The 23,198-nt window shown below is 28.9% G+C and carries 31 protein-coding genes; 15 read left to right on the top strand and 16 right to left on the bottom strand.

Going from position 1 to position 23,198, the window contains the following annotated elements:
* Window positions 1-52: 52 nt before the first annotated feature.
* A complete protein-coding gene (locus ACTT9R_RS06525) occupies window positions 53-1,354 on the bottom strand; it encodes a tetratricopeptide repeat protein (protein WP_440927201.1) in 1,302 nt (433 codons plus the stop codon).
* A gap of 142 nt (window positions 1,355-1,496) precedes the next feature.
* Between ACTT9R_RS06525 and ACTT9R_RS06520 the strand changes: the two genes are divergently transcribed.
* The 9 genes from ACTT9R_RS06520 to ACTT9R_RS06480 all read left to right on the top strand — a co-directional run bounded on the left by ACTT9R_RS06520 (window position 1,497) and on the right by ACTT9R_RS06480 (window position 6,635).
* The gene (locus ACTT9R_RS06520; RefSeq protein ID WP_075504306.1) at window positions 1,497-1,823 is read left to right on the top strand and encodes a GYD domain-containing protein; all 327 of its coding nucleotides are present in this window, start codon (window positions 1,497-1,499) and stop codon (window positions 1,821-1,823) included.
* Between the two features lie 62 nt (window positions 1,824-1,885).
* Window positions 1,886-2,878: a GTP 3',8-cyclase MoaA gene (moaA, locus tag ACTT9R_RS06515; protein ID WP_440927200.1), complete on the top strand. Its 993-nt coding sequence runs from the start codon at window positions 1,886-1,888 to the stop codon at window positions 2,876-2,878.
* Window positions 2,878-3,423 (top strand): cyclic pyranopterin monophosphate synthase MoaC, encoded by a 546-nt coding sequence (gene moaC / locus ACTT9R_RS06510; protein ID WP_440927199.1) that lies wholly within the window; start codon window positions 2,878-2,880, stop codon window positions 3,421-3,423. Before moaA ends, moaC begins: the two co-directional genes overlap by 1 nt.
* Complete coding sequence (locus ACTT9R_RS06505) at window positions 3,423-3,692, top strand: MoaD/ThiS family protein (RefSeq protein ID WP_440927198.1); 270 nt, start codon at window positions 3,423-3,425, stop codon at window positions 3,690-3,692. Before moaC ends, ACTT9R_RS06505 begins: the two co-directional genes overlap by 1 nt.
* A complete protein-coding gene (locus ACTT9R_RS06500; protein WP_440927197.1) occupies window positions 3,692-4,138 on the top strand; it encodes a molybdopterin synthase catalytic subunit in 447 nt (148 codons plus the stop codon). Before ACTT9R_RS06505 ends, ACTT9R_RS06500 begins: the two co-directional genes overlap by 1 nt.
* Before the next feature lies 1 nt (window position 4,139).
* The gene (gene msrP / locus ACTT9R_RS06495) at window positions 4,140-5,045 is read left to right on the top strand and encodes a protein-methionine-sulfoxide reductase catalytic subunit MsrP (protein WP_440927196.1); all 906 of its coding nucleotides are present in this window, start codon (window positions 4,140-4,142) and stop codon (window positions 5,043-5,045) included.
* On the top strand, window positions 5,045-5,623 hold the full coding sequence (locus ACTT9R_RS06490; RefSeq protein ID WP_440927195.1) for a sulfite oxidase heme-binding subunit YedZ: 579 nt from the start codon (window positions 5,045-5,047) through the stop codon (window positions 5,621-5,623). Before msrP ends, ACTT9R_RS06490 begins: the two co-directional genes overlap by 1 nt.
* On the top strand, window positions 5,620-5,949 hold the full coding sequence (locus ACTT9R_RS06485) for an XdhC family protein (protein ID WP_440927194.1): 330 nt from the start codon (window positions 5,620-5,622) through the stop codon (window positions 5,947-5,949). Before ACTT9R_RS06490 ends, ACTT9R_RS06485 begins: the two co-directional genes overlap by 4 nt.
* Window positions 5,949-6,635 carry an XdhC family protein gene (locus tag ACTT9R_RS06480; RefSeq protein ID WP_440927193.1) on the top strand — a complete coding sequence of 229 codons (687 nt, stop codon included), beginning with the start codon at window positions 5,949-5,951 and terminating at the stop codon, window positions 6,633-6,635. Before ACTT9R_RS06485 ends, ACTT9R_RS06480 begins: the two co-directional genes overlap by 1 nt.
* Before the next feature lie 2 nt (window positions 6,636-6,637).
* Here ACTT9R_RS06480 and ACTT9R_RS06475 read toward each other — a convergent pair whose 3' ends face one another.
* The gene (locus tag ACTT9R_RS06475) at window positions 6,638-6,991 is read right to left on the bottom strand and encodes a DUF779 domain-containing protein (RefSeq protein ID WP_440927192.1); all 354 of its coding nucleotides are present in this window, start codon (window positions 6,989-6,991) and stop codon (window positions 6,638-6,640) included.
* A gap of 54 nt (window positions 6,992-7,045) precedes the next feature.
* Window positions 7,046-8,590 (bottom strand): aldehyde dehydrogenase family protein, encoded by a 1,545-nt coding sequence (locus tag ACTT9R_RS06470; protein WP_440927334.1) that lies wholly within the window; start codon window positions 8,588-8,590, stop codon window positions 7,046-7,048.
* A gap of 309 nt (window positions 8,591-8,899) precedes the next feature.
* Between ACTT9R_RS06470 and ACTT9R_RS06465 the strand changes: the two genes are divergently transcribed.
* Entirely contained in the window at window positions 8,900-9,145 is a 246-nt protein-coding gene (locus ACTT9R_RS06465) for a DUF1244 domain-containing protein (protein WP_440927191.1), read from the top strand.
* On the opposite strand, the gene ACTT9R_RS06460 is transcribed toward ACTT9R_RS06465, so the two are convergent.
* Window positions 9,146-9,646, bottom strand: coding sequence for a molybdenum cofactor synthesis domain-containing protein (locus tag ACTT9R_RS06460; protein ID WP_440927190.1), 501 nt, complete (start codon window positions 9,644-9,646; stop codon window positions 9,146-9,148).
* A gap of 9 nt (window positions 9,647-9,655) precedes the next feature.
* Between ACTT9R_RS06460 and ACTT9R_RS06455 the strand changes: the two genes are divergently transcribed.
* The 3 genes from ACTT9R_RS06455 to ACTT9R_RS06445 are packed head-to-tail and all read left to right on the top strand — an operon-like array spanning window position 9,656 to window position 11,934.
* A complete protein-coding gene (locus ACTT9R_RS06455) occupies window positions 9,656-10,402 on the top strand; it encodes a sulfite exporter TauE/SafE family protein (protein WP_440927189.1) in 747 nt (248 codons plus the stop codon).
* Between the two features lie 36 nt (window positions 10,403-10,438).
* On the top strand, window positions 10,439-11,029 hold the full coding sequence (locus ACTT9R_RS06450; protein ID WP_440927188.1) for a putative 2OG-Fe(II) oxygenase: 591 nt from the start codon (window positions 10,439-10,441) through the stop codon (window positions 11,027-11,029).
* Window positions 11,029-11,934, top strand: coding sequence for a homocysteine S-methyltransferase family protein (locus ACTT9R_RS06445; protein ID WP_440927187.1), 906 nt, complete (start codon window positions 11,029-11,031; stop codon window positions 11,932-11,934). The genes ACTT9R_RS06450 and ACTT9R_RS06445 overlap by 1 nt, the downstream gene beginning before the upstream one ends.
* Here the strand turns inward: ACTT9R_RS06445 and ACTT9R_RS06440 are convergent.
* Both ACTT9R_RS06440 and ACTT9R_RS06435 read right to left on the bottom strand, forming a co-directional pair.
* Window positions 11,927-12,814: a DMT family transporter gene (locus ACTT9R_RS06440; RefSeq protein ID WP_440927186.1), complete on the bottom strand. Its 888-nt coding sequence runs from the start codon at window positions 12,812-12,814 to the stop codon at window positions 11,927-11,929. The two genes, ACTT9R_RS06445 and ACTT9R_RS06440, sit on opposite strands and share 8 nt — an antisense overlap.
* A complete protein-coding gene (locus ACTT9R_RS06435; protein WP_440927185.1) occupies window positions 12,811-13,293 on the bottom strand; it encodes a YbaK/EbsC family protein in 483 nt (160 codons plus the stop codon). Before ACTT9R_RS06435 ends, ACTT9R_RS06440 begins: the two co-directional genes overlap by 4 nt.
* A 137-nt stretch (window positions 13,294-13,430) precedes the next feature.
* Here ACTT9R_RS06435 and glnA point away from each other — a divergent pair, with 137 nt between their 5' ends.
* Complete coding sequence (gene glnA, locus ACTT9R_RS06430; RefSeq protein WP_440927184.1) at window positions 13,431-14,837, top strand: type I glutamate--ammonia ligase; 1,407 nt, start codon at window positions 13,431-13,433, stop codon at window positions 14,835-14,837.
* A gap of 9 nt (window positions 14,838-14,846) precedes the next feature.
* Here the strand turns inward: glnA and ACTT9R_RS06425 are convergent, their stop codons facing one another.
* The 9 genes from ACTT9R_RS06425 to ACTT9R_RS06385 all read right to left on the bottom strand — a co-directional run bounded on the left by ACTT9R_RS06425 (window position 14,847) and on the right by ACTT9R_RS06385 (window position 21,251).
* On the bottom strand, window positions 14,847-15,017 hold the full coding sequence (locus ACTT9R_RS06425; protein ID WP_023855029.1) for a hypothetical protein: 171 nt from the start codon (window positions 15,015-15,017) through the stop codon (window positions 14,847-14,849).
* Window positions 15,018-15,083: 66 nt separating this feature from the next.
* The gene (locus tag ACTT9R_RS06420; protein WP_072091219.1) at window positions 15,084-15,419 is read right to left on the bottom strand and encodes a HesB/IscA family protein; all 336 of its coding nucleotides are present in this window, start codon (window positions 15,417-15,419) and stop codon (window positions 15,084-15,086) included.
* Entirely contained in the window at window positions 15,419-15,718 is a 300-nt protein-coding gene (locus tag ACTT9R_RS06415) for an SUF system Fe-S cluster assembly protein (protein WP_440927183.1), read from the bottom strand. Before ACTT9R_RS06415 ends, ACTT9R_RS06420 begins: the two co-directional genes overlap by 1 nt.
* 3 nt (window positions 15,719-15,721) lie before the next feature.
* Window positions 15,722-16,186, bottom strand: a complete 465-nt coding sequence (sufU, locus tag ACTT9R_RS06410) for a Fe-S cluster assembly sulfur transfer protein SufU (RefSeq protein WP_440927182.1) — start codon at window positions 16,184-16,186, stop codon at window positions 15,722-15,724.
* Entirely contained in the window at window positions 16,186-17,403 is a 1,218-nt protein-coding gene (locus ACTT9R_RS06405; RefSeq protein WP_440927181.1) for an aminotransferase class V-fold PLP-dependent enzyme, read from the bottom strand. The genes sufU and ACTT9R_RS06405 overlap by 1 nt, the downstream gene beginning before the upstream one ends.
* A complete protein-coding gene (locus ACTT9R_RS06400; protein ID WP_440927180.1) occupies window positions 17,400-18,647 on the bottom strand; it encodes a SufB/SufD family protein in 1,248 nt (415 codons plus the stop codon). Before ACTT9R_RS06400 ends, ACTT9R_RS06405 begins: the two co-directional genes overlap by 4 nt.
* Window positions 18,648-19,382 carry a Fe-S cluster assembly ATPase SufC gene (gene sufC, locus ACTT9R_RS06395; RefSeq protein ID WP_075504281.1) on the bottom strand — a complete coding sequence of 245 codons (735 nt, stop codon included), beginning with the start codon at window positions 19,380-19,382 and terminating at the stop codon, window positions 18,648-18,650.
* On the bottom strand, window positions 19,382-20,824 hold the full coding sequence (sufB, locus tag ACTT9R_RS06390) for a Fe-S cluster assembly protein SufB (protein ID WP_440927179.1): 1,443 nt from the start codon (window positions 20,822-20,824) through the stop codon (window positions 19,382-19,384). The genes sufC and sufB overlap by 1 nt, the downstream gene beginning before the upstream one ends.
* Window position 20,825: 1 nt before the next feature.
* Window positions 20,826-21,251, bottom strand: a complete 426-nt coding sequence (locus tag ACTT9R_RS06385) for an Rrf2 family transcriptional regulator (protein WP_072091208.1) — start codon at window positions 21,249-21,251, stop codon at window positions 20,826-20,828.
* 148 nt (window positions 21,252-21,399) lie between these two features.
* On the opposite strand from ACTT9R_RS06385, the gene ACTT9R_RS06380 reads away from it, so the two are divergent.
* Window positions 21,400-22,044 (top strand): alpha/beta hydrolase, encoded by a 645-nt coding sequence (locus ACTT9R_RS06380; RefSeq protein WP_440927333.1) that lies wholly within the window; start codon window positions 21,400-21,402, stop codon window positions 22,042-22,044.
* On the opposite strand, the gene ACTT9R_RS06375 is transcribed toward ACTT9R_RS06380, so the two are convergent.
* Window positions 22,041-23,183, bottom strand: coding sequence for an anhydro-N-acetylmuramic acid kinase (locus ACTT9R_RS06375; RefSeq protein ID WP_440927178.1), 1,143 nt, complete (start codon window positions 23,181-23,183; stop codon window positions 22,041-22,043). The genes ACTT9R_RS06380 and ACTT9R_RS06375 overlap by 4 nt on opposite strands.
* Window positions 23,184-23,198: the final 15 nt, after the last annotated feature.

Here is a 23,198-nt window from a genome sequence, read left to right as displayed (position 1 = left end):
GTATATTTCATTATTTTTGGATCGAAATAGTCTGTTTATATAATTTTTAATATTAATTTTGAGTATTTCTTCTATTTACAGCTTGAAATATATATTCTGAAAAAAATATTTCACTTGTGATATCCTTATATGTCTGGTCATTAATTAATTTTGCATAATTTAACCAATTATTCATAGTTAAGATATCTCCCAAACAAACACCAGATAAGCTTCTACTAAAAAATTTTTTTCCTTTTTTACTACCATTAAAAATTTCTTCATCAATCAATTCTTCTTTAATTTTCCATTCTTTATCGTAATTCACTTTATTCAAATTATTAATATCTTTATAACCTGGAAATACTAAATCAAATTCTGTACATCCTCTTTTTATTGATAAATTAAAATTTTTTTCGATTAACTTAGCCATATAGGGCTCTAAAATATCAATAATTTTTTGCGCTTCTTCTACTGACTCACAATAAACAAGACCTTTGTAGGTTCCTGGTATACCCGGTCTTAACTCGATAAATGACTTTCTAATATTATCATTAGGGAAACTAATTTGATCAAATATAAAATAAAGTTTCAACAATTGAACCACAGTTGTTAAATTAATTTGAACTTTGATACAACCAAAGCAATATTTTGGTATTATTTTGAATTTGTTAAATGCCTTATGATGTCGATCACAATTTAGATTAAACCCATTTCTTCTGTGAATTTGTGAGTCAAAAAAAGATAAATTTTTTAAGTTTTTCTTTAATATGTGATTACACTTTATTAAATAATCATTCAATTCTCTTAGTGAAATTTTATTTAATATAGAGATTTTAGTATCAATATTTTTAATATCGTGATTAGCTCTAATGATTGAATTTTTTTCATCATTTTCTGGATTAAAAAAATTCATTAAGTGAATTAGATTATTTTGGGCTTGTAAATGATCTGAATTAAATTTTAAGGCATTGACATAATTTTTGACTGCTTGATCATACTTCCCTAAATCATCATAATGAGATGCTAAATTGTTATAAGCATTTGAATAGTCTTTTTTTATTTCTATTGCTTTATTATAATTTTCTATAGCTTTATCTTCTTTGCCCAAATGACTATAAGCAATCCCTATATTATTATATGCCTCAACAAATTTATCATCACAATCAATAGCTTGTTGAAATACTTGAACAGAATTCTCCCAATTTTCTAAACTTAAATTTATAAGCCCATTTAAGTTAAACAAAAAAGGTATATTTTTTTCTTTTTTTAAAAGTTTGTTAGACAATACTAATGCGTCATCAAATTTTTTTTGTTTATAAAGATGTACTATTTTGTCAATTTCTGATTTATCTAAATTGTTGATTTTTAAATTCATATTATAAAATTATATATTTTATAATTATTTAATAAATCTAGCATTAGTTGAACATATACATTTAAACATAACATAACAAATATGTAATTTTCTCATTGATGTTTTTTTTCTTATAATGTTAAATTTAAGTAAAGGAGGAACTATGGCTAAATTTATAGTAATGGGCAATTACACTGCTCAAGCTTTTAAAGGATTTATAGGTAATCCAGACCAAGACAGAGCTGCAGCAGCTACTGCTTTATCAGAGGCAGTAGGAGGAAAGATGGAATCTTTTATGATCACAAGAGGAGCTTATGATTTTGTAGGAGTTGTGAGTGGTAGTATTGGATTTGAAGGTGCAGCAGCAGTTAAGTTAGCAGTTGAAGCTTCTGGAGCTATAACAAATTTTACCATATTAGAGGAAATGGATATGGGTAAAGCTGCCGGCATGGCATCAAAAGCTATGGCTAATTATAAACCAGCAGGTTAAAGCTAGATTTTAAGTTAATTCTATCATGATTAATTTTATTAATTATGATAGCTTTAACTTAAATGAAAATGTTAAGAGATAGTTTTGGTAGGTCTTTTCCATATATAAGACTTTCGATTACCGATGTATGTAATTTTAAGTGTGGGTATTGTCTGCCTAGTGGTTATCAAGTTGATAAACGCGATAATAGAAAGTTTCTTCACTTAGAGGAAATTAGACGTCTGGCAAAAGTTTTTTCAAAATTGGGTGTATGCAAAATTAGACTTACTGGAGGTGAACCAACGGTAAGAAAAGATTTTTTTGATATAATCAAGATCTTAAAAAATGAAGCTGGAATAAAAAAGGTTGTAATTACCACAAACGGTTATCATTTAGATGAAAAAGCAAAGATGTTAGTAGATAGTGGCTTAAACGGCATTAACATTAGCATTGATAGTCTAGATAGAAATACATTCAAAAATGTTACAGGTCATGATCGATTACCAGAGATTTTAAAAGGAATTAACATCCTACAAGATTTAAATTTTGAAAATATTAAGATTAATGCAGTTCTTTTAAATGGAATAAATGCATCAGAAAAAGATTTTGAGTCTTGGGGAAAATTTATAAAAAAGAATAATGTGGATTTTCGATATATAGAACTAATGCAAACAGGTGATAACCTAGATTATTTTAAAAAATATCATGTATCTTCAAAAATTTTCAAAGAATACTTAAATAAAAATAATTGGATTTATCAAACCTTTGGTAAAGATGCTGGACCGTCACTAAACTATATCAATCCAGAATATAAAGGGAAATTTGGTATCATAGCACCCTACTCAAAAGATTTTTGTAGAAGCTGTAATAGATTAAGAATTACATCAAGAGGAGATCTTAGATTATGCCTATTTGGAAATACTGGAATAAGTATAAGACATTTATTACAAAAAGATGATCAAATTGAGGAATTACAAGATCTTATAATGGGTCAAATGAAATTTAAAAAAGAATCTCACCATTTGGAACTTGGTGAAACTGGTTTAACTAAAAATTTATCTACCACAGGTGGCTAATGTCAAAATTAAAAATTATAAATCAAGTAGAACTTAAAGATTGGGCGAAAGAAATATTTCAAAAAAATTCTTTCAATATGGTTGATGTTTCTTCAAAAAAAGAAACCTTTAGAAGAGCTCTAGCATCAGGTAAAATTTATGTTGGAAAAGAAGTTTTTGATCTAATTAAAAATAAGAAGATGCCAAAAGGAGACCCCATTACTTTAGCTGAGGTATCAGCTGTGTTGGGTGTAAAAAAAACGAGCGAACTTATTCCTCTATGTCACCCACTACCAATTGACCACACGGCTACTAAAATAATTATGAATGAATTAGACAGTTCAATAGAGGTTTTTTGCGTTGTCTCTGCAGTAGCAAAAACAGGTGTTGAGATGGAAGCTATAATGGGAGTTAACTCTGCTTTAATTACAATTTATGATTTAAGCAAAATAGTAAATCCACATCTTCAAATTGATAACGTAAAATTATTAATTAAAGAAGGTGGAAAAAGTGGGTTATGGAAAAACCCTGATGGACTACCAGATTTTTTAAAGAATATTTTTTAATGAAAATATCAGTTGAACTGTTTGGCGTGGCTAGAGAATTTAGTAATAAATCACATATAGACTTTGAATTAATAGAAAATTCCTCAATTAAAGATCTCAGAAACCAGATGATAGATTTTATTGATTTAAATTTTAAAGGAAATGAAACTTTCAAAAGAATTATTAAATCATCAGCTTTTTGTTCGTCTGATGATAAAATTGTCTCAGATAATTATAAAATAGTTAAAAAACAAAACTTTAGCATTATACCTCCTATAGGAGGCGGTTAATGCTACATACTAAAATTATTGATGCTTCAAAATCAGAGAAGATAGAAATTTCAAAAGCAGAAAATTTTTTAAACCAATCAAAATTTGGAGCTGTAATATATTTTGTTGGGACTGTAAGAGATTTAAATGAAAATAAAACAGTTACTGGTATTACCTATGATACCAAAGAAAGTATGGTTATCAAAAGTTTTGAAGAAATTTATGGTGAAGCAGATAAGAAGTTAAATATTAAAGAAAAAGCAGTATTTATTGAGCATGTTAAAGGATATGTGGGTTTAAAAGAAAAAAGTATTATTATCGGCGTAGCTTGCAAACATAGAGATGAAGCATTTGTTTTATCTAGATATATAATTGAAGAAATTAAAAAAAGATCTCCTATTTGGAAAAAAGAACATTATGAAAATGAGAATAGTGAGTGGTTGAAAGGAGTTTCTCTAAATAATTAAAATGATAAAATTTAAAAATTCAGAAATTACACCAGAAAGTATTTATAAAAAAAGAAGATCTTTCATTAAATCTTTAGGTCTTGGTGCAAGCTCACTGGCTATGTCCGCTATACCTTTTGTAAATAAATCTTTTGCAAGTGAGAGAGATAAATTAACAAGTTATAAAGACATTACGACTTATAATAATTATTATGAGTTTGGAACATCAAAGAGTGATCCTCATAGAAATTCTCAAATATTTAAAACAACTCCTTGGGATATAGCAATTGAGGGTGAAGTTGAAAAACCGATAAAATTATCTATGGAAGAAATTTCAGAAATGTTTATTTCTGAGGAAAGAATATATCGATTAAGATGTGTTGAGGGTTGGTCTATGGTTATTCCATGGATGGGTTTTTCTTTAAGTAAATTACTATCAAAAGTAAACCCAACTAATAAAGCAAAATTTGTTGAATTTGAAAGTGTATATGACCCTGCACAAATGAAAGGTCAAAGATACCCTGTTTTAAACTGGCCTTACAATGAAGGTTTAAGACTTGATGAAGCCATGCATCCTTTAACAACAGTTGTGACAGGTTTATATGGAAAAAAACTTCCTAATCAAAACGGAGCACCACTAAGAATTTTTATTCCTTGGAAGTATGGTTTTAAAAGTGCAAAAGCAATTGTTAAAATTAAATTTGTCGAAAACATGCCAACCTCATCGTGGATGTGGGCTTCGCCTAGAGAATATGGATTTTACTCAAATGTTAATCCTAATGTTGATCACCCAAGATGGTCTCAAGCAACTGAAAGAATAATAGGCGAAGGTGTTTGGGCTCCAAGAGTTAAAACTTTAATGTTTAATGGCTATGGTGATGAAGTAGCAAGTTTATATACTGGTATGGATTTGAAAAAGTACTTTTAATGATAAAGTATTTTAAGCCGAGTGTTTTCATATTAAGTACAATTCCATTTTTAATTATAATTTATAAAATTTTTTTTAATAAATTAGGACCAGAACCAGTAAAAGAAATAACTCATTTTACAGGAGAATGGACTTTAATTTTTATTTGTTTAACCTTAGCAATGAGTCCTTTAAAAAAATTAACTAATTTAAATTTTTGGGTAAAAGGAAGAAGAATGTTAGGATTATTTGTTTTTTTTTATGCATCATTACATCTATTAACTTATGTAGGCATAGACTATAGATTTAGCTGGCAACCAATCTTTGATGATGTTGTTAAAAAAAAATATATTTTTGTTGGATTTGCAGCTTGGTTGTTACTAATACCACTTACATTAACCTCATCTCAAAAAATGATGTTGTTGCTTAAGCAAAATTGGAAAAAATTACACAGATTAATCTATGTTATTGCAATTTTTGGTTCTTTACATTTTATTTGGTTATCTAAAACTATATATTTTAAACCTTTAATTTACTTTGTGATAATAACAATTTTACTATTTTTAAGAGTAAACTTTAAAAGGATATTTAATAAATGAATAATTTTACCGAAAAAAAAATATTTGAAGAAGCTGATAATTGGTTAAAAAAAAATAAAAAAGTTTCATTAGCAACTGTTATTCAAACATGGGGTTCATCACCTTTAGGAGTAGGCAGTAGAATGATAGTTAGCGAGGATGGAAATTTTTTAGGATCTGTATCTGGAGGATGCATAGAGGCTAAAGTTGTTGAAGAATGTATATCTCTAATTAAGAATAAAAAAGATTGTAAAAAAATTGATTTTAAGATTTCAAATGAAAATGCCTGGGAAATAGGTTTGGCATGCGGTGGTGATATTTCAATTTATATTGAAGAAATTAAATAATGAAAATAGAAATAATTAGAGAAACTTTAAAAAATAAATCTTTAAAAAAAGAATTTGCACTTATTACAAATTTGATTAATGGGGATTGTGAAATATTTATTCCTGGAATAAATCTTACTGGGATGTTTTCAAAATATTTTGATGAAATAGAAAAAATATTTAATTCAAACAAAAGTGGTATAATAGAAAATTCAGAAATATTTGTTCAAACATTTAAAAATCCAATTAAAGTAATCGTTGTAGGTGCTGTCGATATTTCAATGTATTTAATTAATTTTGCAAAAAATTTAAATTTTGAGATTATTATTGTTGATCCGAGGGGATATTTTGCATCGAAAGAAAGGTTTCCAGATACGAAAATTATTAATAAATGGCCTAATGAAGCATTTGATGAAATAGAAACTAATTCAAAGACAGCTTTGGTTACTTTAACTCATGATCCAAAAATTGATGATCCTGCTTTACAATATGCATTAAAAAATAATTTTTTTTATATTGGTGCTTTAGGAAGTAAAAAAACACACGAAAAAAGATGTTTTAGATTGATAGACGCTGGCTTTAAAAAGTCTGATGTAGAGATGATAAATGGACCAATTGGTATTAAGTTAGGAGGAAAATCACCATCTGAAATAGCATTATCAATTATTTCACAACTCGTTTCTGAAAAATATAAAAATAAAATTTAAATTTATTTATTATCTTGATCGTTATCCACTACTAAGCAAATTTCAGATTTTGTTAAAAATCTTTTACCTGTTCCATTATCCAATGAAAACATTCCTCCAATTCCATTGACAGCATCAATCGTAAGGTCTGTATGTTTCCATTTTTCATACTGATCACCATTCATGTAGAATGGAACTCCCCCAATTTCACCCAGTTTTACATCATTATCACCAAGAGGAAATTCACCCTCAGGAAAGCACATTGGGGCACTTCCATCACAACATCCTCCAGACTGGTGGAACATTAATTTTTCTCCATACCTTTCCTGGAGCTGTGATAATAGATTTAACGCTGATTGTGTTGCAGATACTTTCATTTTTGATGTTCGGCCCATGACTTAGAATCATGGGCCAGTATATATTATTATCGTTTAAAAGAAGCCTAATTTTTGCTCAGCATAAGAAACATGAAGATTCTTATTCTGTCTATAATGATTAAGCATCATTTTATGAGTTTCTCTTCCTACTCCAGATTGTTTGTAACCTCCAAATGGTGAGTGAGCTGGATAAGCATGGTAACAATTTGTCCATACTATTCCTGCTTGTATTGCTCTACCCATTCTGTAAGCAATATTACCATTTCTTGTCCAAACACCCGCGCCTAAGCCATAAAGAGTATCGTTAGCAATCTCCAATGCGTCTGCTTCATCTTTAAATTTAATTACAGATACAACTGGACCGAAAATCTCTTCTTGAGAAATTCTCATGCTATTCTTGGCCTCAAAAATAGTAGGCTGAATATAGTTACCTTTTTCTAAGCCACTATTTAATTTAGCTTCACTACCTCCAGTAAGAACTTTGGCACCCTCTTTTTTTCCAATATCTAAGAAAGATTTAATTTTCTCCATTTGCTCTACTGAAGCTTGTGCTCCAATCATTGTTTCCATTTTCAAAGGATTGTCTTGAACAACTGCCTTTGTTCTAGCAATACATTTTTCCATAAATTTATCATAAATAGATTCTTGAACTAATGCTCTACTAGGACAAGTACAAACTTCACCTTGGTTTAGATTAAACATTACAAAACCTTCAACACATTTGTCTAAAAAATCATCATCTTTATCCATGATATCTTCAAAGAAAATATTTGGAGATTTTCCACCTAATTCCAAAGTTATAGGAATTATATTTTGTGCAGCATACTGCATGATTAATCTTCCAGTTGTTGTCTCACCAGTAAATGCTACTTTAGCAACTCTTTTTGATGAAGCTAATGGTTTACCAGCTTCTAATCCAAAACCACTTACGATATTAACAACACCAGGAGGTAATAAATCACCAATTAATTCCATCATTACCATAATAGATGCTGGTGTTTGTTCTGCCGGTTTAAGAACTGAACAGTTACCTGCTGCAAGTGCTGGTGCTAATTTCCAAGTTGCCATCAGTAATGGAAAGTTCCAAGGAACTATTTGACCAACTACACCAAGTGGCTCAGGAATATTGTAAGAGTATTGAGAATTGCTTATCTCAGCAACTGATCCCTCTTCTGCTCTAATTACACCTGCAAAATATCTCCAATGATCTATTACAAGTGCCAAATCAGCAGCCATACATTCTCTGATTGGCTTACCATTATCTAAACATTCAGCTACAGCTAACATGTCTTTGTTTTCCTCAATCTTGTCAGCTATTTTATTTAAAATATTAGATCTTGTTGTGATATCCGTTTTGCCCCATTCTTTAAATGCTGCATGGGCTGCATCTAATGCTGCCTCAACATCTTTTTCATTTGATCGTGCTACAGAACAGATTATCTCGTTTGAAATTGGGCTTGGATTATCAAAATACTTTCCTGATAATGGCTCAACAAACTTTCCATTAATGTAATTTCCATATTTTGATTTAAATGGAAATTTAACATTTAAGTGAGATGTATCTAGTACTGAAGACACCTTAATTGCTTCTGCACTCATGTTTTTGACCTCTCTCTTGTTAGTTTTTTTACTTAGTTTATAACTTTTTCTAGACTTTTTAGAACGATTCTTAGTCGCAGACTTTTTAGTCACAACTTTTTTTTTCGTTTTAGTTTTTTTTCTAGAAGATTTAACCAATTTAGATTTTTTTTTGGTCTTTGATTTTGCTATTTTCTTTTTCTTAATAGCCATTCATAATTAAACTAATAAACACTGCTAAAGTCTATTTATTAAAAATATAATTTTCTACTTGCAGGTGTATCAATACTACATCTTGTGCTTCTCTAATTTGTGATTAATAATTTATTAATGAATGATAATCAAAAAAAAGAACTGCAATCAGCTGCATTTGAAAGATTGTTAAAACATTTGGATGAAAGAAAGGATGTTCAAAATATTGATTTAATGAACCTTGCTGGGTTTTGTAGAAATTGTTTATCAAGATGGTTTAGAGAGGAAGGTGAAAAAAATGGAGTAAGCATGTCAGACTTAGAGGCTAGAGAACATGTTTATGGAATGCCTTATTCTGAATGGAAAGAAAAATATCAAAAATAATTATTTTTCTTTTAATCTTGGGAACAATTCGACAAAGTTACAAGGCTTGTGATTAATATCTAATTGGTGTTTTAAAATTCCATCCCATGCATCAGTAACACCTCCAGAAGATCCAGGTAATGCAAATATATATTTTCCATTAGATAAGATTGCACAAGCTCTAGATTGAATTGATGAGGTTCCAACTGTTTTTAAACTAATTGTTCTGAATACTTCGCCAAATCCAGGTATGTGTTTATCAGCAATCTCTCCCAATGCTTCAGGAGTAATATCTCTCCCAGTTAAACCTGTGCCTCCAGTTGTAATAATTACATCAATATTTTTGTTATTGGTCCACTCTTTTAAGATTAATACAATGTCATCTTTATTATCTTTGCAAATTTTTCTATCAATCAATTTATGATTAGCTTTAGCAATTTTATCTACAAGGATTGCACCTGATTTATCGTTATCAATTGTCCTTGTATCTGTTACAGTTAATAAAGCTATATTTACAATCATAATTTTCAAATGATTATACTAACTATATTTTTTTTTATAACAGCAATTTTTTACTCTAGCATTGGTTTTGGAGGTGGGTCTACTTACCTTGCTTTGATGTTAATTTGGGATATCCCTTACTATATCTTCCCAATTATAGCATTAATTTGTAATATTATTGTTGTTACTGGTAATTCAATAAATTTTTTGAGGACAAAAAATATCAATATTAATTTAATCGCCCCTTATTTAATTGGATCTGTGCCTTTTGCTTTTTTTGGAGCTTCTATTTCGATTGATAAAGATTTATTTGAGATTTTACTGTTCTTTATACTACTAATAGCAGGAATTTTTTTATTATTAGAGAGTAAATCCTTTAATAAAGATCAGATTGTAATTAGACAAGTCTCAAAAGTTATTTCTATTTTTATTGGTTCAATTATTGGGTTTATATCTGGGTTAGTAGGAATAGGTGGAGGAATTTTTTTAAGTCCAATTTTATTTCTTATTAAAGCTGGCTACCCAAAACATATAACAAGTACAGCATCTCTATTTATATTGATCAACTCTGTATTTGGTATAGTAGGACATTTAACAAAGGACATAGTTTTAAAAGAATTTTTAAACTTTTGGCCTTTGTTTGTTGCTGTTTTAATTGGTGGACAAATTGGAAGTTTTCTTAATATAAAATTTTTATCGAACAAAGTACTAGCTCTTATGACTTCTTTTTTAGTTATTTTTGTAGCAATAAGAATGGGATATAGATTAATAGCATAAGCTTGAATATAATTATTTTTAAGATATTTAAAATGTATGAGAAATATAAAACCATTTGGTCCATCTATTGGGAAAGCAAAAATTTCAAAGAAATTTTTAGATATCTTAAATACAGAAATTGACAATAAGATTTTAACAAAAAAAAACGATTATAGCTCTAAATTAGCTAGTCAGATTAAAAAAGAAATTAAAATTTCAAATAATTTTATAAAAAAAAATTTAGAAAAGGAAATTAAAAAAAATATCAAAAATTTTCTTAAAAATGAAAAAATTAAAAAAGTTGAAGATATAAAGATACTAAATTTATGGGTAGTTAGTCAATTTAAAGATGAATATAACCCTATCCATTATCATGATGGGGATTTATCTGGCGTTGGTTATTTAAAAGTTCCAAAAGGTATGACTAAAAATAAATTTCTAAAAAATAAAAAAGATAAAACTAATGGTACAATTGATTTTATAAATGGACAAAGAGGTTTTTTGAGTAAAAGTATTTTTAATATTATTCCCAAAGAAAGAGATCTATTAATTTTTCCTAACTACTTAATGCATACTGCTTATCCATTTAATATTAATGCTGAAAGAAGATCTTTTTCTTTTAATGCTAAAATTAATTTTAAAAAATAATGATTAACAAAGATTATTTCAGAAAAACTAGAATTTTAGATGGTGGAATGGGTCAAGAGTTACTTGCAAGAGGAATGAGACCTAATTCAACATTATGGAGCGCTAATGCAATATTAGATGCAAATTACCATCAACTTGTTTTAGATACCCATCTTGATTTCATAAAAGCAGGAGCAGAAATTATTGTCACTACAACTTTTGCAACACGACAGAAACGTTTAAAAGAGAATAACCTTTTAGATAAATTTGAATATTTAAATCAAAAAGCTGGCGAAATCGCTCAAGCTGCAAAACAGAAATTTCCTAATACTTTTATTGCTGGCGGTATACCTCCCCAAAATTTAACATATGAGGCGGATGATAGAGATGAGAGTGAAATTACTGAAAACTTTAATAGTCAAGCAAAGGCTCTAAATCCATATGTTGACTTTTTTTACTTTGATGTTTGGAGCAGTATTAAGGAGGTTAGATGTGGAATTGAAGCTATAAAAGAATTTAAAAAACCTTACTTAGTTGGACTCCATATATCAGAAGGAACAAAATTACCAAGTGGAGAAAATATTAAAGAAATTAAAAAAATAATCGATGAAAATGCTCTAGGTGTAATGTTGTCTTGTGTTTCTCCAGAAAATTTTGAAAAAAACTTAGTAGAATTAAAAAGTTTAAATGTACCATTTGGTTTCAAATTAAATGGTTTTGTTACAACTAAACTTGAAGAAAGTTACACATCTATTTTTCAAGGAAAAAAAACTAACCCGAATGAGATTTTAGGAAAAAGAAAAGATCTTACACCAATTAAAATACAAGAAATTGTAAAAAAATTTAAAGAAAATGGGGCAACGATTATTGGTGGCTGTTGTGAAACAGGGCCTTCACATATCGAAGCAATGGCAAAAATTAAATAGTTTGTTTGTTTCCACCTTTTTTAACAAAGTAAATACCAATGCAAACTGCAATTAAAGAAATTAAAACTTTTGTAGTAATTAATTCTTTTAAAAATATGTAGCCTAAAATAGTTCCAAAAATTGGTATCAAATAAGAAACTTGAGATTGAAAAATTAATCCATTTGTTGTCAAAATTCTAAAACGTAACAACCAAGCAATACCAGTAGGAACAATTCCTAAATAAATAGCTGATATTAGAGAATCTGTTCTTGGCATGGTTTGAAATGGTTGTTCAATTAAAAATGTTAATGGTAACAAAATAATTATTGCCCAAATTAAAATAGATCCAGTTACATTTTCATTTTTTTTCTTACTTATTTTTAATGTTAGTACTCCCCCTACAACATAACAGGTTGATCCAAGCAATATCAATAAAGCTGAAACAAAATTATTTTCATCTATTAAAAGATTGTCAGAAAATAAAAACACTATTCCAGAAAACCCAATTAAAATTCCAATAGTTTTTACTAAATTGAATTTTTCATTTTTTGTATAAAAATGAGCTAGTACTGTGGAGCTTAAAGGAGTAGTTGACATTAATATAGCTGCCAAATTACTCTGAACTGATTTAACTCCATAAGCAATTAAGAAAAATGGAGCTACCAAATTAATAAATCCTATCATTGCAAACCAGTGCCAATCTTTAGAAAAAGCTTCAACTTTAATTTTTTTTAGATAACATAAAAGTAAAACTGGAATTGCTCCAAAAAATACTCTTAGGAAAGCAATTGTAATTGGTCCAAAAGAATAGGTTGCTATTTTAATGTTAAAAAATGCAGAAGCCCATATAAGAGACAATATTGTTAATAAAAAATAATCAATTAATTTTGGTTGTCTCATTCTGTTATCTCTTTTATCTCACCAGAGGTTAATGCTATTAAATTTTCAAAATTTATTTCGAATACTGCATTAGGATGACCTGCGGCTGCAAAAATAGAAGAAAATCTATTTAAAGTTTCATCAATAAAAATTTTTATTTTTGTTAAATGTCCTGTTGGAGATACTCCACCAATTGTATATCCAGTAATTTTTTTTACATCTTCTGGGTTCGCCATTGAAACATCTTTTTCATTTAAAATTTTTTTTAATTTATTTAATGAACACCTTTTATCTCCAGAAACTAAACATAAAACATAACTATCGCCTGCTTTAAAAAGTAAGCTTTTGACAATTGCCCCTACTTTGCAACCTAAAGCTGTAGCTGCATCGTTAGCTGTTCTTGCAGTTTGCTCTAAAACAATCACTTTAAGATCTGGATTAAATTTTTTTAGCGATTTTTCTGCTCTTAAAACTGGCTCTTTATTTAATAATGATTTCACAGGTTTAATATATTTATTATTTTAGTGACTAATTACACTACTTATGTGAAAATTGCATAGGTGTTATTTATTAAATAAGCAATATTTTTTAGTATTTTTTTGCTAATTAGGCCAAACAAAATTACATAGGAGACAAAATGAGTGCAGCAAAAGTATTAAAATTTATCAAAGAAAAAGAAGCTGAATTTGTGGATCTAAGATTCACTGATCCAAGAGGAAAACTTCAACACTTAACAATGGATGCTTCAATAGTTGATGAAGATATGTTGAATGAAGGTGTATTTTTTGACGGTTCATCTATTGCTGGTTGGAAAGCAATTAACGAGTCAGACATGATTTTAAAACCTGATACTGCAAGAATGTTCATGGATCCTTTTACGTCTCATAATACTGTGGTTTTGTTTTGTGACATTCTAGATGCAATCAAAAAAGATCCTTATGAAAGAGATCCAAGAGGTGTTGCTAAAAAAGCTGAAGAATATTTAAAAGCTTCAGGTATAGGTGATAAAGCTTTTTTTGGACCTGAGCCAGAATTTTTTGTTTTTGACGATGTAAGAATTAAAAATGATATGAATGAGTGTGGATTTAAATTAGATAGTAAAGAAGGTCCTTACAATTCAGGTAAAGAATATGAAAATGGAAATATGGGTCATAGACCTCAAATTAAAGGAGGATATTTCCCAGTGCCACCAGTTGATAGTGAACAAGACATGCGTGGTGAATATCTTAAAAATTTAAAAGAAGTTGGTATTAAAGTTGAAAAACATCACCATGAAGTTGCTCCTAGTCAGCACGAGCTTGGAATGTATTTTGGAACTTTAGTAAATCAAGCTGATAACGTTCAATTATATAAATATGTTGTTCAAATGGTTACACATTCATTTGGAAAAACTGCAACATTTATGCCAAAGCCAGTTGCTGGTGACAATGGTTCAGGTATGCACATCCATCAATCTATTTGGAAAGGTGATACACCGGTATTTTCAGGTGATGCTTATTCTGGATTAAGTGAAACCGCTTTGCATTATATTGGTGGAATCCTTAAACACGCTAAAGCAATTAATGCTTTCGCTAACTCCACAACAAACAGTTACAAAAGATTAATTCCAGGTTTTGAAGCGCCAGTTCTTCTTGCGTATTCAGCAAGAAATAGATCTGCTTCTTGTAGAATACCAATCACATTAAGTAAAAAAGGCGCAAGATGTGAAATTAGATTCCCAGATGCTGCAGGAAACCCATATTTAACTTTTGCAGCAATGTTGATGGCTGGAATTGATGGAATTAAAAATAAAATTCATCCAGGTGAGTCTTTTGATAAAGATTTATATGAATTGCCACCTGAAGAAGTTAAAGCTATACCAACAGTTTGTGGTTCTTTAAGAGAAGCAATGGAAAGTTTAGATAAAGACAGAGAGTTTTTAACTCAAGGCGGTGTCTTTACTGACGATCAGATTGATGCTTACATTGCTCTTAAGTTTGAAGAAATTCACAAATTTGAACATGCACCTCATCCTGTAGAGTTTGAGATGTATTACAGTAGCTAATAAATTTAATTACTGTCTAGTTGTTGCAATTGTATCTTTGTTAACACCTTTTTTGACTACGTAATCTTGCGTGCCGTTCGCACCAGTTTCAACTTCTTTACGTAGTTCTTTAAAGAATGTTTTCTCCTTTAAAGAGTCTTTTAAGTTTTTAACAAGATTTTTAAACTCAAATTTATTCATATAGAATCTATACATTAGATATGCATACAATGCAATACAGATATGCAATTAATAGGATAATACAACTTATGATATTTTGAAAGACTCTCCGCAGCCGCAACGCTCAGTTTCATTAGGATTATTGAACACAAATGATGAGGACAATTCCTCCTTTTTATAATCCATTTCAGTGCCAAGCAGATACATAATAGCTGCTGAGTCAACGAACACTTTCACTCCCTTATCTTCTATAACTTCATCATTAGGATTTAACTCTTTTGTATATTCCATTACATAAGACATCCCTGCGCAACCACCAGATTTCACTGATACTCTAACTCCGATAGAATCTTTTTCAGCATTAGACATTATCTCTTTTATTCGTAATGCTGCGTTATCACTTAATTTAATTATAGGGTTCATTATAAATTCAATTCCAATTTTGCTGCTTCTGACATCATATCTTTATTCCAAGGTGGATCCCAAACTAATTCAAGATCTACATCCTCTATACCTTCAACTTGCATTACACCATTTTTTACTTCTTTAGGTAAACTTTCAGCTACTGGGCAATTAGGTGTAGTCAAAGTCATTTTAATTTTAGCAAACTTTTCATCTTTTACTTTAATATCATAAATCAAACCCAATTCGTAGATATTTACAGGTAACTCAGGGTCATAAATTTTTCTTATTTCTTCAATTATCTGTTCTTTTTTTGACATTATTTAATTTTCCGTTTTTACTTCCTCTGTTTTTTCATCAAAAGCAGAAACCATTGTATGCCAAGATAGAGTTGCACACTTAACTCTCATTGGATATTGCTTAACACCAGATAAACACATTAGTTTAGTTTTTTCATCTTCACTTAAATACTTAGATTTTAATCCAGGATTTTCCTTAATCATTCCTAAAAAATCCTCAACAATCTCTTTAGCCTCATGCTCATTTTTTCCTTTAATTAAATCTGTCATTATAGAAGCCGAAGCCATTGAAATCGCACAACCACTCCCTTCGAAGGATGCATCTTCTACAATTTTTTGTCCATTTAGTTTTAAATAAACGTGAACATTATCACCACAAAGTGGATTATTACCTTTAGCGTCTTTATTAAAACCTTCTGTCTTTCTAAGATTTCTAGGATTCTTACCGTGTTCTAATATAATTTCTTGATAAAGTTCTTTTAAATTCATTATAAATTAAATATTTTTTTACAGTTGTTAATTGACTCATTTAACTGATCTAAATCTTCTTTAGTATTATATATACCAACTGATGCTCTTGCACTTGCTGGAATATTTAATTTATCATGTAAAATTTGACAACAATGGTGTCCTGCTCTTATCGCAACCCCGTCTTCATCCAATATAGTTGCAATATCATGAGGGTGAACTCCTTCTATAGTGAATGATAAAACCCCTCCTTTTTTTTTTGGACTTCCAATAAGTTTAACTGAGTTATTTTTTTGTAATAGCTCTTGTCCATATTCAACTAGGTCTGCTTCGTGTTTCATGACATTTTCTATGCCAATGCTTTCTAAAAATTTTATTGATTGGTCGAAAGCAATTACTTGTGCTGTAGCCATAGTACCAGCCTCGTATTTATTTGGTAATTCACCATAGGAAATCCTATCTTTTTTAACTTCATTTATCATTCCCCCACCACCTTGGTATGGAGGTAATTCCTCTAACCATTTTTTCTTACCGTAAAGAACTCCCAAACCTGTAGGTCCGTACATTTTATGACATGAAATTGCATAGAAATCACAATCTAAATCTTGCATATCTAATTTTAAATGTGGCGCTCCTTGACATCCATCAACTACAACAATTATTCCTTTTGAATGTGCAAGCTGGGTAATTTCTTTTACAGGTAAAATTGCACCTGTTACATTCGACAGATGAGTAATAGAAATTAATTTTGTTTTTGGAGTTATTTTTTTTTCTATTTCCTCAAGAGTGATTTCACCTTCTTCATTTATTTCGGCAAAATTAATTTTTATATTTTTTGATTTCCTTAAAAAATGCCATGGAACATAATTTGAATGATGCTCAAGTTCTGTAATTAATACTTCGTCACCTTCCTGCAAGTAACTTTGACCCAATGTATTAGCAACTAAATTTAATGCTTCAGTAGCACCTTTTGTAAAAACAATTTCATTTTTATCTTTAGCGTTAATATATTTTTGAACAGATGTTCTTGTATTTTCGTACAAATTAGTAGCAGCAACTGCAAGATAATGTACACTTCTACCAACATTTGAAAATTGTTTGGTATAAAATTCATTAATTCTATCAACAACTATCTTAGGTTTTTGAGATGAATTGGCGCTATCTAAATAAACTAGATCATTATTTTGAATTTTTTCATCAAAAATAGGAAATTCTTTTTTTATCTGATCAATATTCATTCTTTAATTCCAATCATATTTTTTATTAAGTTTTTTATTTCCGAGTCAGTAATTTTTTCCACAACATCAAGTAGGAAACCATTGATTAATAGCTCTCTTGATTGCTGATAACTTAAACCTCTAGACATTAAATAAAATATAGAGTCTTCACTTAAACTACCAGAAGCTGAACCATGTGAACATTTAACATCATCAGCATAAATTTCTAATTCGGGCTTGGCATTAAACTCTGACTCTTTATTCAGCAATATTGCTTTGCTCAATTGGTATCCATCAGTCTTCTGAGCGTCTGAATTTACAAAAATTTTTCCTTGATACACTGCTTTAGAACTTTCATCTAAAACACTTTTAATTAGTTGATAACTTTTTGTATTTTCAGTTAAGTGATTTATTACTGATCTAATTTCGTGATGTTTATCATTATTCAATGAAAAAACACCATTAACAAAAGCTGATGCATAAACTCCGTTTAAATTACAGTTTATCTCATTTTTAGAAAAATTTGATCCAGAAGATAAAATAAATGTTTCAGAAATACTGTTCTTATCTTGATCAATATTATTAAAAGAATACTTAATATTTTTATTCTCAAATTTATCTACTTTATAGTTTTTTAAAACAGCATTTTCCTTTAATTCAAAGTTATAAAATATATTTAAAAAATTCTTTTCAGATGTATCATTAAACAAATCAATTAATCTTAACGAGCTATCTTTATCTAGTTCAAAATTAAGTCGTAAATTAATGTTTTTAGACCAAATTTTTGAATTTGTTGTATGATAGATAATTAGAGGTTTTGCTAACTGATAACTTTTTTTTACCAATATTTTAAAACATTTGTTAGTAAAGGCATTATTTAAGTCAGATAAAGAATTGCTATTTTCAAATTCATTTATAGTTTCTGATTGATCAATTATTTCTATTTGATCTTTTTTTTCATATCCAAAATCAATTTTTTCAATTCTACCATTTATAAAAACTATTTTATTGTGCTCTAATCCATCTACAAATACAGAGGTATCAACTTTATTAGTATATGCTTGATCATTATAAAAACTAAGTTCTCCAATATTATTTTTTATTATTTGATTAAGATCTGAAAATTTCCAATCTTCTTCTTTTTTATTTGGAAAACCTTTGTCTATAAAATTATCTAAACAAAATTTTTTTATCTCAATATCTTTTTGAGATAAACTTAAATTTTTTATATTATTATAAAAATCTTTTTGTAATTGTTCTTTCATTTAATTAAAATTTTCGTATCCTTTTTTCTCTAATTCTAAAGCTAAATCTGGACCACCAGATTTTACAATTTTTCCATTCATTAAAACATGAACAAAGTCAGGTTTTATATAATCAAGTAATCTTTGGTAGTGTGTGATAATTAAAAATGAATTGTTTTTATCTCTCAACGTGTTAACTCCATCTGCAACAATCTTTAATGCATCTATATCTAGACCAGAATCAGTCTCATCTAAGATTGATAGTTTTGGAGCTAACAATGACATTTGTAAAATTTCATTTTTCTTTTTTTCACCTCCAGAAAAACCAACGTTTAATTGTCTGTTTAGTTTTTCCTCATCAAATTTTAGTTCTTTAGATTTTTCTTTTACCAACTTTAGAAATTCAATAGCATCAAGCTCTTTCTCACCCCTTGCTTTTCTTACGGCATTTAAAGAAGTTTTTAGAAATATATTAGTATTTACACCTGGAATTTCTAAAGGATATTGGAAAGCTAAAAATATACCTTTATGTGCTCTTTCCTCTGTTTCAAGTTCAAATAAATCTTTTTCTTCAAAAAGAACTTCCCCAGAAACTTCATAGCCTTTTTTTCCAGATAAAATGTTGGACAAAGTACTTTTTCCAGATCCATTAGGACCCATAATTGCATGTACCTCACCAGGATTTATATCTAAGGATAGCCCATTTAAAATAGACTTATTATCAATCGTTGCATTTAAATTATTTATTTTAAGCATTAGCCTACACTTCCTTCTAAACTGATACCTACAAGTTTTTGGGCTTCTACAGCGAATTCCATAGGCAATTGTTGCAGTACTTCCTTACAAAAACCATTAACAATCAAGCCAACAGCTTCCTCTGGATTTAATCCTCTTTGTTGACAATAATGTAACTGCTCATCACTAATCTTAGATGTGGTTGCCTCATGCGCAATGTTTGACTCAGAATTTTTATTCTTTATATAAGGAACAGTGTGAGCTCCACATTTGTTACCCATCAATAAAGAGTCGCACTGAGTATAATTAGTTGAATTTTTAGCTTTTGATGAAATATCAACTAAACCTCTATATGTCATATCTGAACTACCTGCTGATATTCCTTTAGAAATTATTTTACTTTTAGTATTTTTACCTAGATGGATCATTTTGGTACCTGTATCTGCTTTTTGATGATTGTTAGTAATAGCTATTGAATAGAACTCACCAACAGAGTTATCTCCTTTAAGAATACAACTAGGATACTTCCAGGTAATTGCAGAACCTGTTTCAACTTGTGTCCATGAAATTTTTGAATTTTTTCCCTTGCATAAACCTCTTTTTGTTACAAAATTATAAATTCCACCTTTGCCATCTTGATCACCTGGATACCAATTTTGAACAGTTGAATATTTTATTTCTGCATCATCAAGTGCAATTAGTTCTACATTAGCAGCATGTAATTGATTTTCATCTCTCATTGGAGCTGTACATCCTTCTAAGTAGCTAACATAACTTCCTTTATCTGCAATAATTAAAGTTCTTTCAAATTGACCTGTATTAGATGCATTAATTCTAAAATAAGTTGATAGTTCCATTGGACACCTAACACCCTCTGGAATATACACAAAAGAACCATCTGTAAAAACTGCTGAATTTAATGTTGCAAAAAAATGATCACTTGTTGGAATTACGGAGCCTAAATATTTTTTGACTAATTCAGGGTGATTTTGAATTGCCTCTGATATAGGACAAAATATAATTCCTTGTTTTGTTAATTCATCTTTAAAAGTAGTAGCTACAGAAACTGAATCAAATACAGCATCAACGGCTATTCCATTTAATCTCGCTTGCTCTTGCAAAGGAATTCCAAGTTTTTTATAAGTTTCTAAAAGTTTAGGATCTAGTTCATCTAAGCTTTTTGGCTTATCTTTCATGCTTTTAGGAGCAGAGTAATAATATAAATCTTGATAATCTATTTTTGGAAATTTAGGTTTCTGCCAATCTGGTTCTTTTAATACCTTAAATCTTTCAAAAGCTTTTAGTCTAAATTCAAGCATCCATGCAGGTTCTTTTTTAATATTAGATATAAATTTAATGACATCTTCATTCAAACCTTTTGGGGCTCGAATATTTTCTATGTCTGTCGAAAAACCATATTTATAGTCTTTTAAATTATTTATCTCTTTTTGTCTGTTATCCATTCTAAACTCTTGTTTCTTTATTGTTATTTAACAAATCTTTTAGGCTTTTATTTTCAAAGAATGTATTTATGTGAATCTCTAATTCATCCCAAAGATTGTGAGTTATACATTTTGTGGCTTTACCGTTACATCCTTTTTTAGATTCTTTTTTACATTGAACAGTTTTTACTTTCTCATCTACAGCATGGAAAATATTTGTTAATTTAATATCGTTTGGGTTTTTATTAAGAACATAACCTCCTTGAGTTCCTCTAATACTTTTAACAATTTCATTTTTTTTTAATTTAGAAAAAATCTGTTCTAGGTAATCTAAAGATATACCTTGTCTTAATGATATGTCTCTTAGTGATACTGGATTGATGTTATCAAACCTAGCTAAATCAACTAATGCCATTACAGCATATCTACCTTTTGATGTAAGTTTCATTTTTACCCTAAAATTGTGAGTTTATATACATACCTGACTAAAATGGTCAAGTTTAGAGTATAAAAAAAAACTAACATATTGTCGCTGACTTATGATAAACGTACATTTTTTTTGAGAATAATAATCAATATCGATTATGGATAACAAAATTTTAGAAATATTTATACCTGGCCCAGCTGGAAGACTTGAGGCTAAATATTATAAAAGTAAAAAAAATACATCTCCGATTGCTTTAGTATTACAACCCCATCCTCAATATGGAGGAACTATGAATAACAAAGTAGTAGTAGATACTTTTCATACATTTATGGATAATGATTTTTCAGTTTGCAGAGTAAATTTCAGAGGTGTTGGTAAAAGTGATGGAGAATTTGATAATGGTCAAGGCGAACTTGCTGATGCAGCAGCAGCTTTAGATTGGTTAGAAAGAGAAAATTTTGACAATTCACAATGTTGGGTTTCAGGATTTTCATTTGGATCTTTAATTGCAATGCAATTATTAATGAGAAGACCAGAAATAAACCGATTTATAGCTATTTCACCTCAACCAAATGTTTATGATTTTTCTTTTTTATCTCCATGTCCAACTTCAGGCTTGGTTGTTTATGGTAAAAAAGATGAATTGGTACCAGTAGAATACATTACAGAATTAGATAAAAGATTAAGTGCTCAAAAAGGAATTAAAGTAGAATTTAATGCAATATCAGAAGCTAATCATTTCTTTTCAAAAACAAGTGAAGCTTTAGTTAAGTATCTTGAAAAATATATAAAAAAAGAAACAGCACTTTATTAAAAATTTTCTACCAGTTTTCCACCCACTGTAAATTCTTTACATCCAGTTGTCGCGCTAAAAGAAATTGGTAAATTTAAAAAAGATCTTATTGCTAAAAATCCGAATGCTTGGGATTCAATATAATCACCATTTAAATTATAATTATCTATAAATTTCAAAGTAATATTACTTTCATTTGATATGTAATTTTTTATACGATTAATTAAATTACTATTTTTTCTTCCACCACCACAGAGTAAAAATGTAATACTATTTTTTTGACCAATATATTTTAAACCTTCTGTGATCAAATATGCTGTAAAATCTGTTATAGTAGCACAACCATCTTCTAGCGATAAACCTCTTGCAAAAGATACATCAAAATTTTTAATATCCAATGACTGGGAGTAAGAATTTATTTTAAAATTATCTATTGCCTGATTTAGAATTAATTGATTAACTTTCCCTGCATTAGATAGTTCACCATTTATATCAAATTTTTTATTAGAATTATTTCTTACCCATTCATCAATTAAACAATTACCAGGGCCTATATCAAAAGCAGAAAGGTTATTTTGAAAATTATCCGAGTCATTAATAACTTTTGTAACATTTGCGATACCACCAATATTCAAGAAACCTATTGGAAATTTAATATCAAAATTTTGGTTAATTTTTTTTGATAAAATATGATGAAAAATTGGAGTTAAAGGTGCACCTTGACCATTATTTTGAATGTCTGCTTGTCTAAAATCATATACGACTTTTTTTTTAACTATTTGTGATAACAATTTCCCATCTCCTAATTGATTGGTAATTTTTTCATTTGGGTTATGAAAAATTGTTTGACCATGAAAACCTATCAAATCAATGGGGTCTCTATATTTTTTTAATGATTGATTAACTGAATCGGCATGAAAAAGAGTTAAATTACGCTCCAATTCTCTTAATTTTTCTGAATTTTGTAAAAGATCTTTCTTTGTTAAAACTAAATCTCTTAATCGAACTAACTGATCCTGAAGATTTTTATCATACTCATAATAATCATCTAAAATATTTGAAAATTCATCGTATCCATCTGAACTAATTATAGATAAATCAATACCATCCATAGATGTTCCGCTCATTAGTCCAATTGCAGTATATAATTTTTTTTTCATTGATATGTTTTTTAA

The organism is Candidatus Pelagibacter sp. (genome assembly GCF_052049835.1).
Lineage (GTDB): Bacteria > Pseudomonadota > Alphaproteobacteria > Pelagibacterales > Pelagibacteraceae > Pelagibacter.
Note: the sequence above shows the minus strand (reverse complement) of the source record. Positions and strands in the feature narration are given on the sequence as shown.

Bases quoted from the DNA above. Each gene is read 5' to 3' on its own strand.
- ACTT9R_RS06485 (WP_440927194.1), top strand. From the start codon at position 5,620: ATGAATAATTTTACCGAAAAAAAAATATTTGAAGAAGCTGATAATTGG.
- ACTT9R_RS06480 (WP_440927193.1), top strand. From the start codon at position 5,949: ATGAAAATAGAAATAATTAGAGAAACTTTAAAAAATAAATCTTTAAAA.
- ACTT9R_RS06525 (WP_440927201.1), bottom strand. From the start codon at position 1,354: ATGAATTTAAAAATCAACAATTTAGATAAATCAGAAATTGACAAAATA.
- moaC (WP_440927199.1), top strand. From the start codon at position 2,878: ATGTCAAAATTAAAAATTATAAATCAAGTAGAACTTAAAGATTGGGCG.
- ACTT9R_RS06490 (WP_440927195.1), top strand. From the start codon at position 5,045: ATGATAAAGTATTTTAAGCCGAGTGTTTTCATATTAAGTACAATTCCA.
- sufU (WP_440927182.1), bottom strand. From the start codon at position 16,186: ATGAATTTAAAAGAACTTTATCAAGAAATTATATTAGAACACGGTAAG.
- ACTT9R_RS06400 (WP_440927180.1), bottom strand. From the start codon at position 18,647: ATGAAAGAACAATTACAAAAAGATTTTTATAATAATATAAAAAATTTA.
- ACTT9R_RS06465 (WP_440927191.1), top strand. From the start codon at position 8,900: ATGAATGATAATCAAAAAAAAGAACTGCAATCAGCTGCATTTGAAAGA.
- sufC (WP_075504281.1), bottom strand. From the start codon at position 19,382: ATGCTTAAAATAAATAATTTAAATGCAACGATTGATAATAAGTCTATT.
- ACTT9R_RS06460 (WP_440927190.1), bottom strand. From the start codon at position 9,646: ATGATTGTAAATATAGCTTTATTAACTGTAACAGATACAAGGACAATT.
- glnA (WP_440927184.1), top strand. From the start codon at position 13,431: ATGAGTGCAGCAAAAGTATTAAAATTTATCAAAGAAAAAGAAGCTGAA.
- ACTT9R_RS06385 (WP_072091208.1), bottom strand. From the start codon at position 21,251: ATGAAACTTACATCAAAAGGTAGATATGCTGTAATGGCATTAGTTGAT.
- ACTT9R_RS06505 (WP_440927198.1), top strand. From the start codon at position 3,423: ATGAAAATATCAGTTGAACTGTTTGGCGTGGCTAGAGAATTTAGTAAT.
- moaA (WP_440927200.1), top strand. From the start codon at position 1,886: ATGAAAATGTTAAGAGATAGTTTTGGTAGGTCTTTTCCATATATAAGA.
- ACTT9R_RS06455 (WP_440927189.1), top strand. From the start codon at position 9,656: ATGATTATACTAACTATATTTTTTTTTATAACAGCAATTTTTTACTCT.
- ACTT9R_RS06470 (WP_440927334.1), bottom strand. From the start codon at position 8,590: ATGAGTGCAGAAGCAATTAAGGTGTCTTCAGTACTAGATACATCTCAC.
- ACTT9R_RS06500 (WP_440927197.1), top strand. From the start codon at position 3,692: ATGCTACATACTAAAATTATTGATGCTTCAAAATCAGAGAAGATAGAA.
- ACTT9R_RS06520 (WP_075504306.1), top strand. From the start codon at position 1,497: ATGGCTAAATTTATAGTAATGGGCAATTACACTGCTCAAGCTTTTAAA.
- ACTT9R_RS06450 (WP_440927188.1), top strand. From the start codon at position 10,439: ATGAGAAATATAAAACCATTTGGTCCATCTATTGGGAAAGCAAAAATT.
- msrP (WP_440927196.1), top strand. From the start codon at position 4,140: ATGATAAAATTTAAAAATTCAGAAATTACACCAGAAAGTATTTATAAA.
- ACTT9R_RS06415 (WP_440927183.1), bottom strand. From the start codon at position 15,718: ATGTCAAAAAAAGAACAGATAATTGAAGAAATAAGAAAAATTTATGAC.
- ACTT9R_RS06445 (WP_440927187.1), top strand. From the start codon at position 11,029: ATGATTAACAAAGATTATTTCAGAAAAACTAGAATTTTAGATGGTGGA.
- ACTT9R_RS06405 (WP_440927181.1), bottom strand. From the start codon at position 17,403: ATGAATATTGATCAGATAAAAAAAGAATTTCCTATTTTTGATGAAAAA.
- ACTT9R_RS06425 (WP_023855029.1), bottom strand. From the start codon at position 15,017: ATGAATAAATTTGAGTTTAAAAATCTTGTTAAAAACTTAAAAGACTCT.
- ACTT9R_RS06475 (WP_440927192.1), bottom strand. From the start codon at position 6,991: ATGAAAGTATCTGCAACACAATCAGCGTTAAATCTATTATCACAGCTC.
- sufB (WP_440927179.1), bottom strand. From the start codon at position 20,824: ATGGATAACAGACAAAAAGAGATAAATAATTTAAAAGACTATAAATAT.
- ACTT9R_RS06375 (WP_440927178.1), bottom strand. From the start codon at position 23,183: ATGAAAAAAAAATTATATACTGCAATTGGACTAATGAGCGGAACATCT.
- ACTT9R_RS06440 (WP_440927186.1), bottom strand. From the start codon at position 12,814: ATGAGACAACCAAAATTAATTGATTATTTTTTATTAACAATATTGTCT.
- ACTT9R_RS06420 (WP_072091219.1), bottom strand. From the start codon at position 15,419: ATGAACCCTATAATTAAATTAAGTGATAACGCAGCATTACGAATAAAA.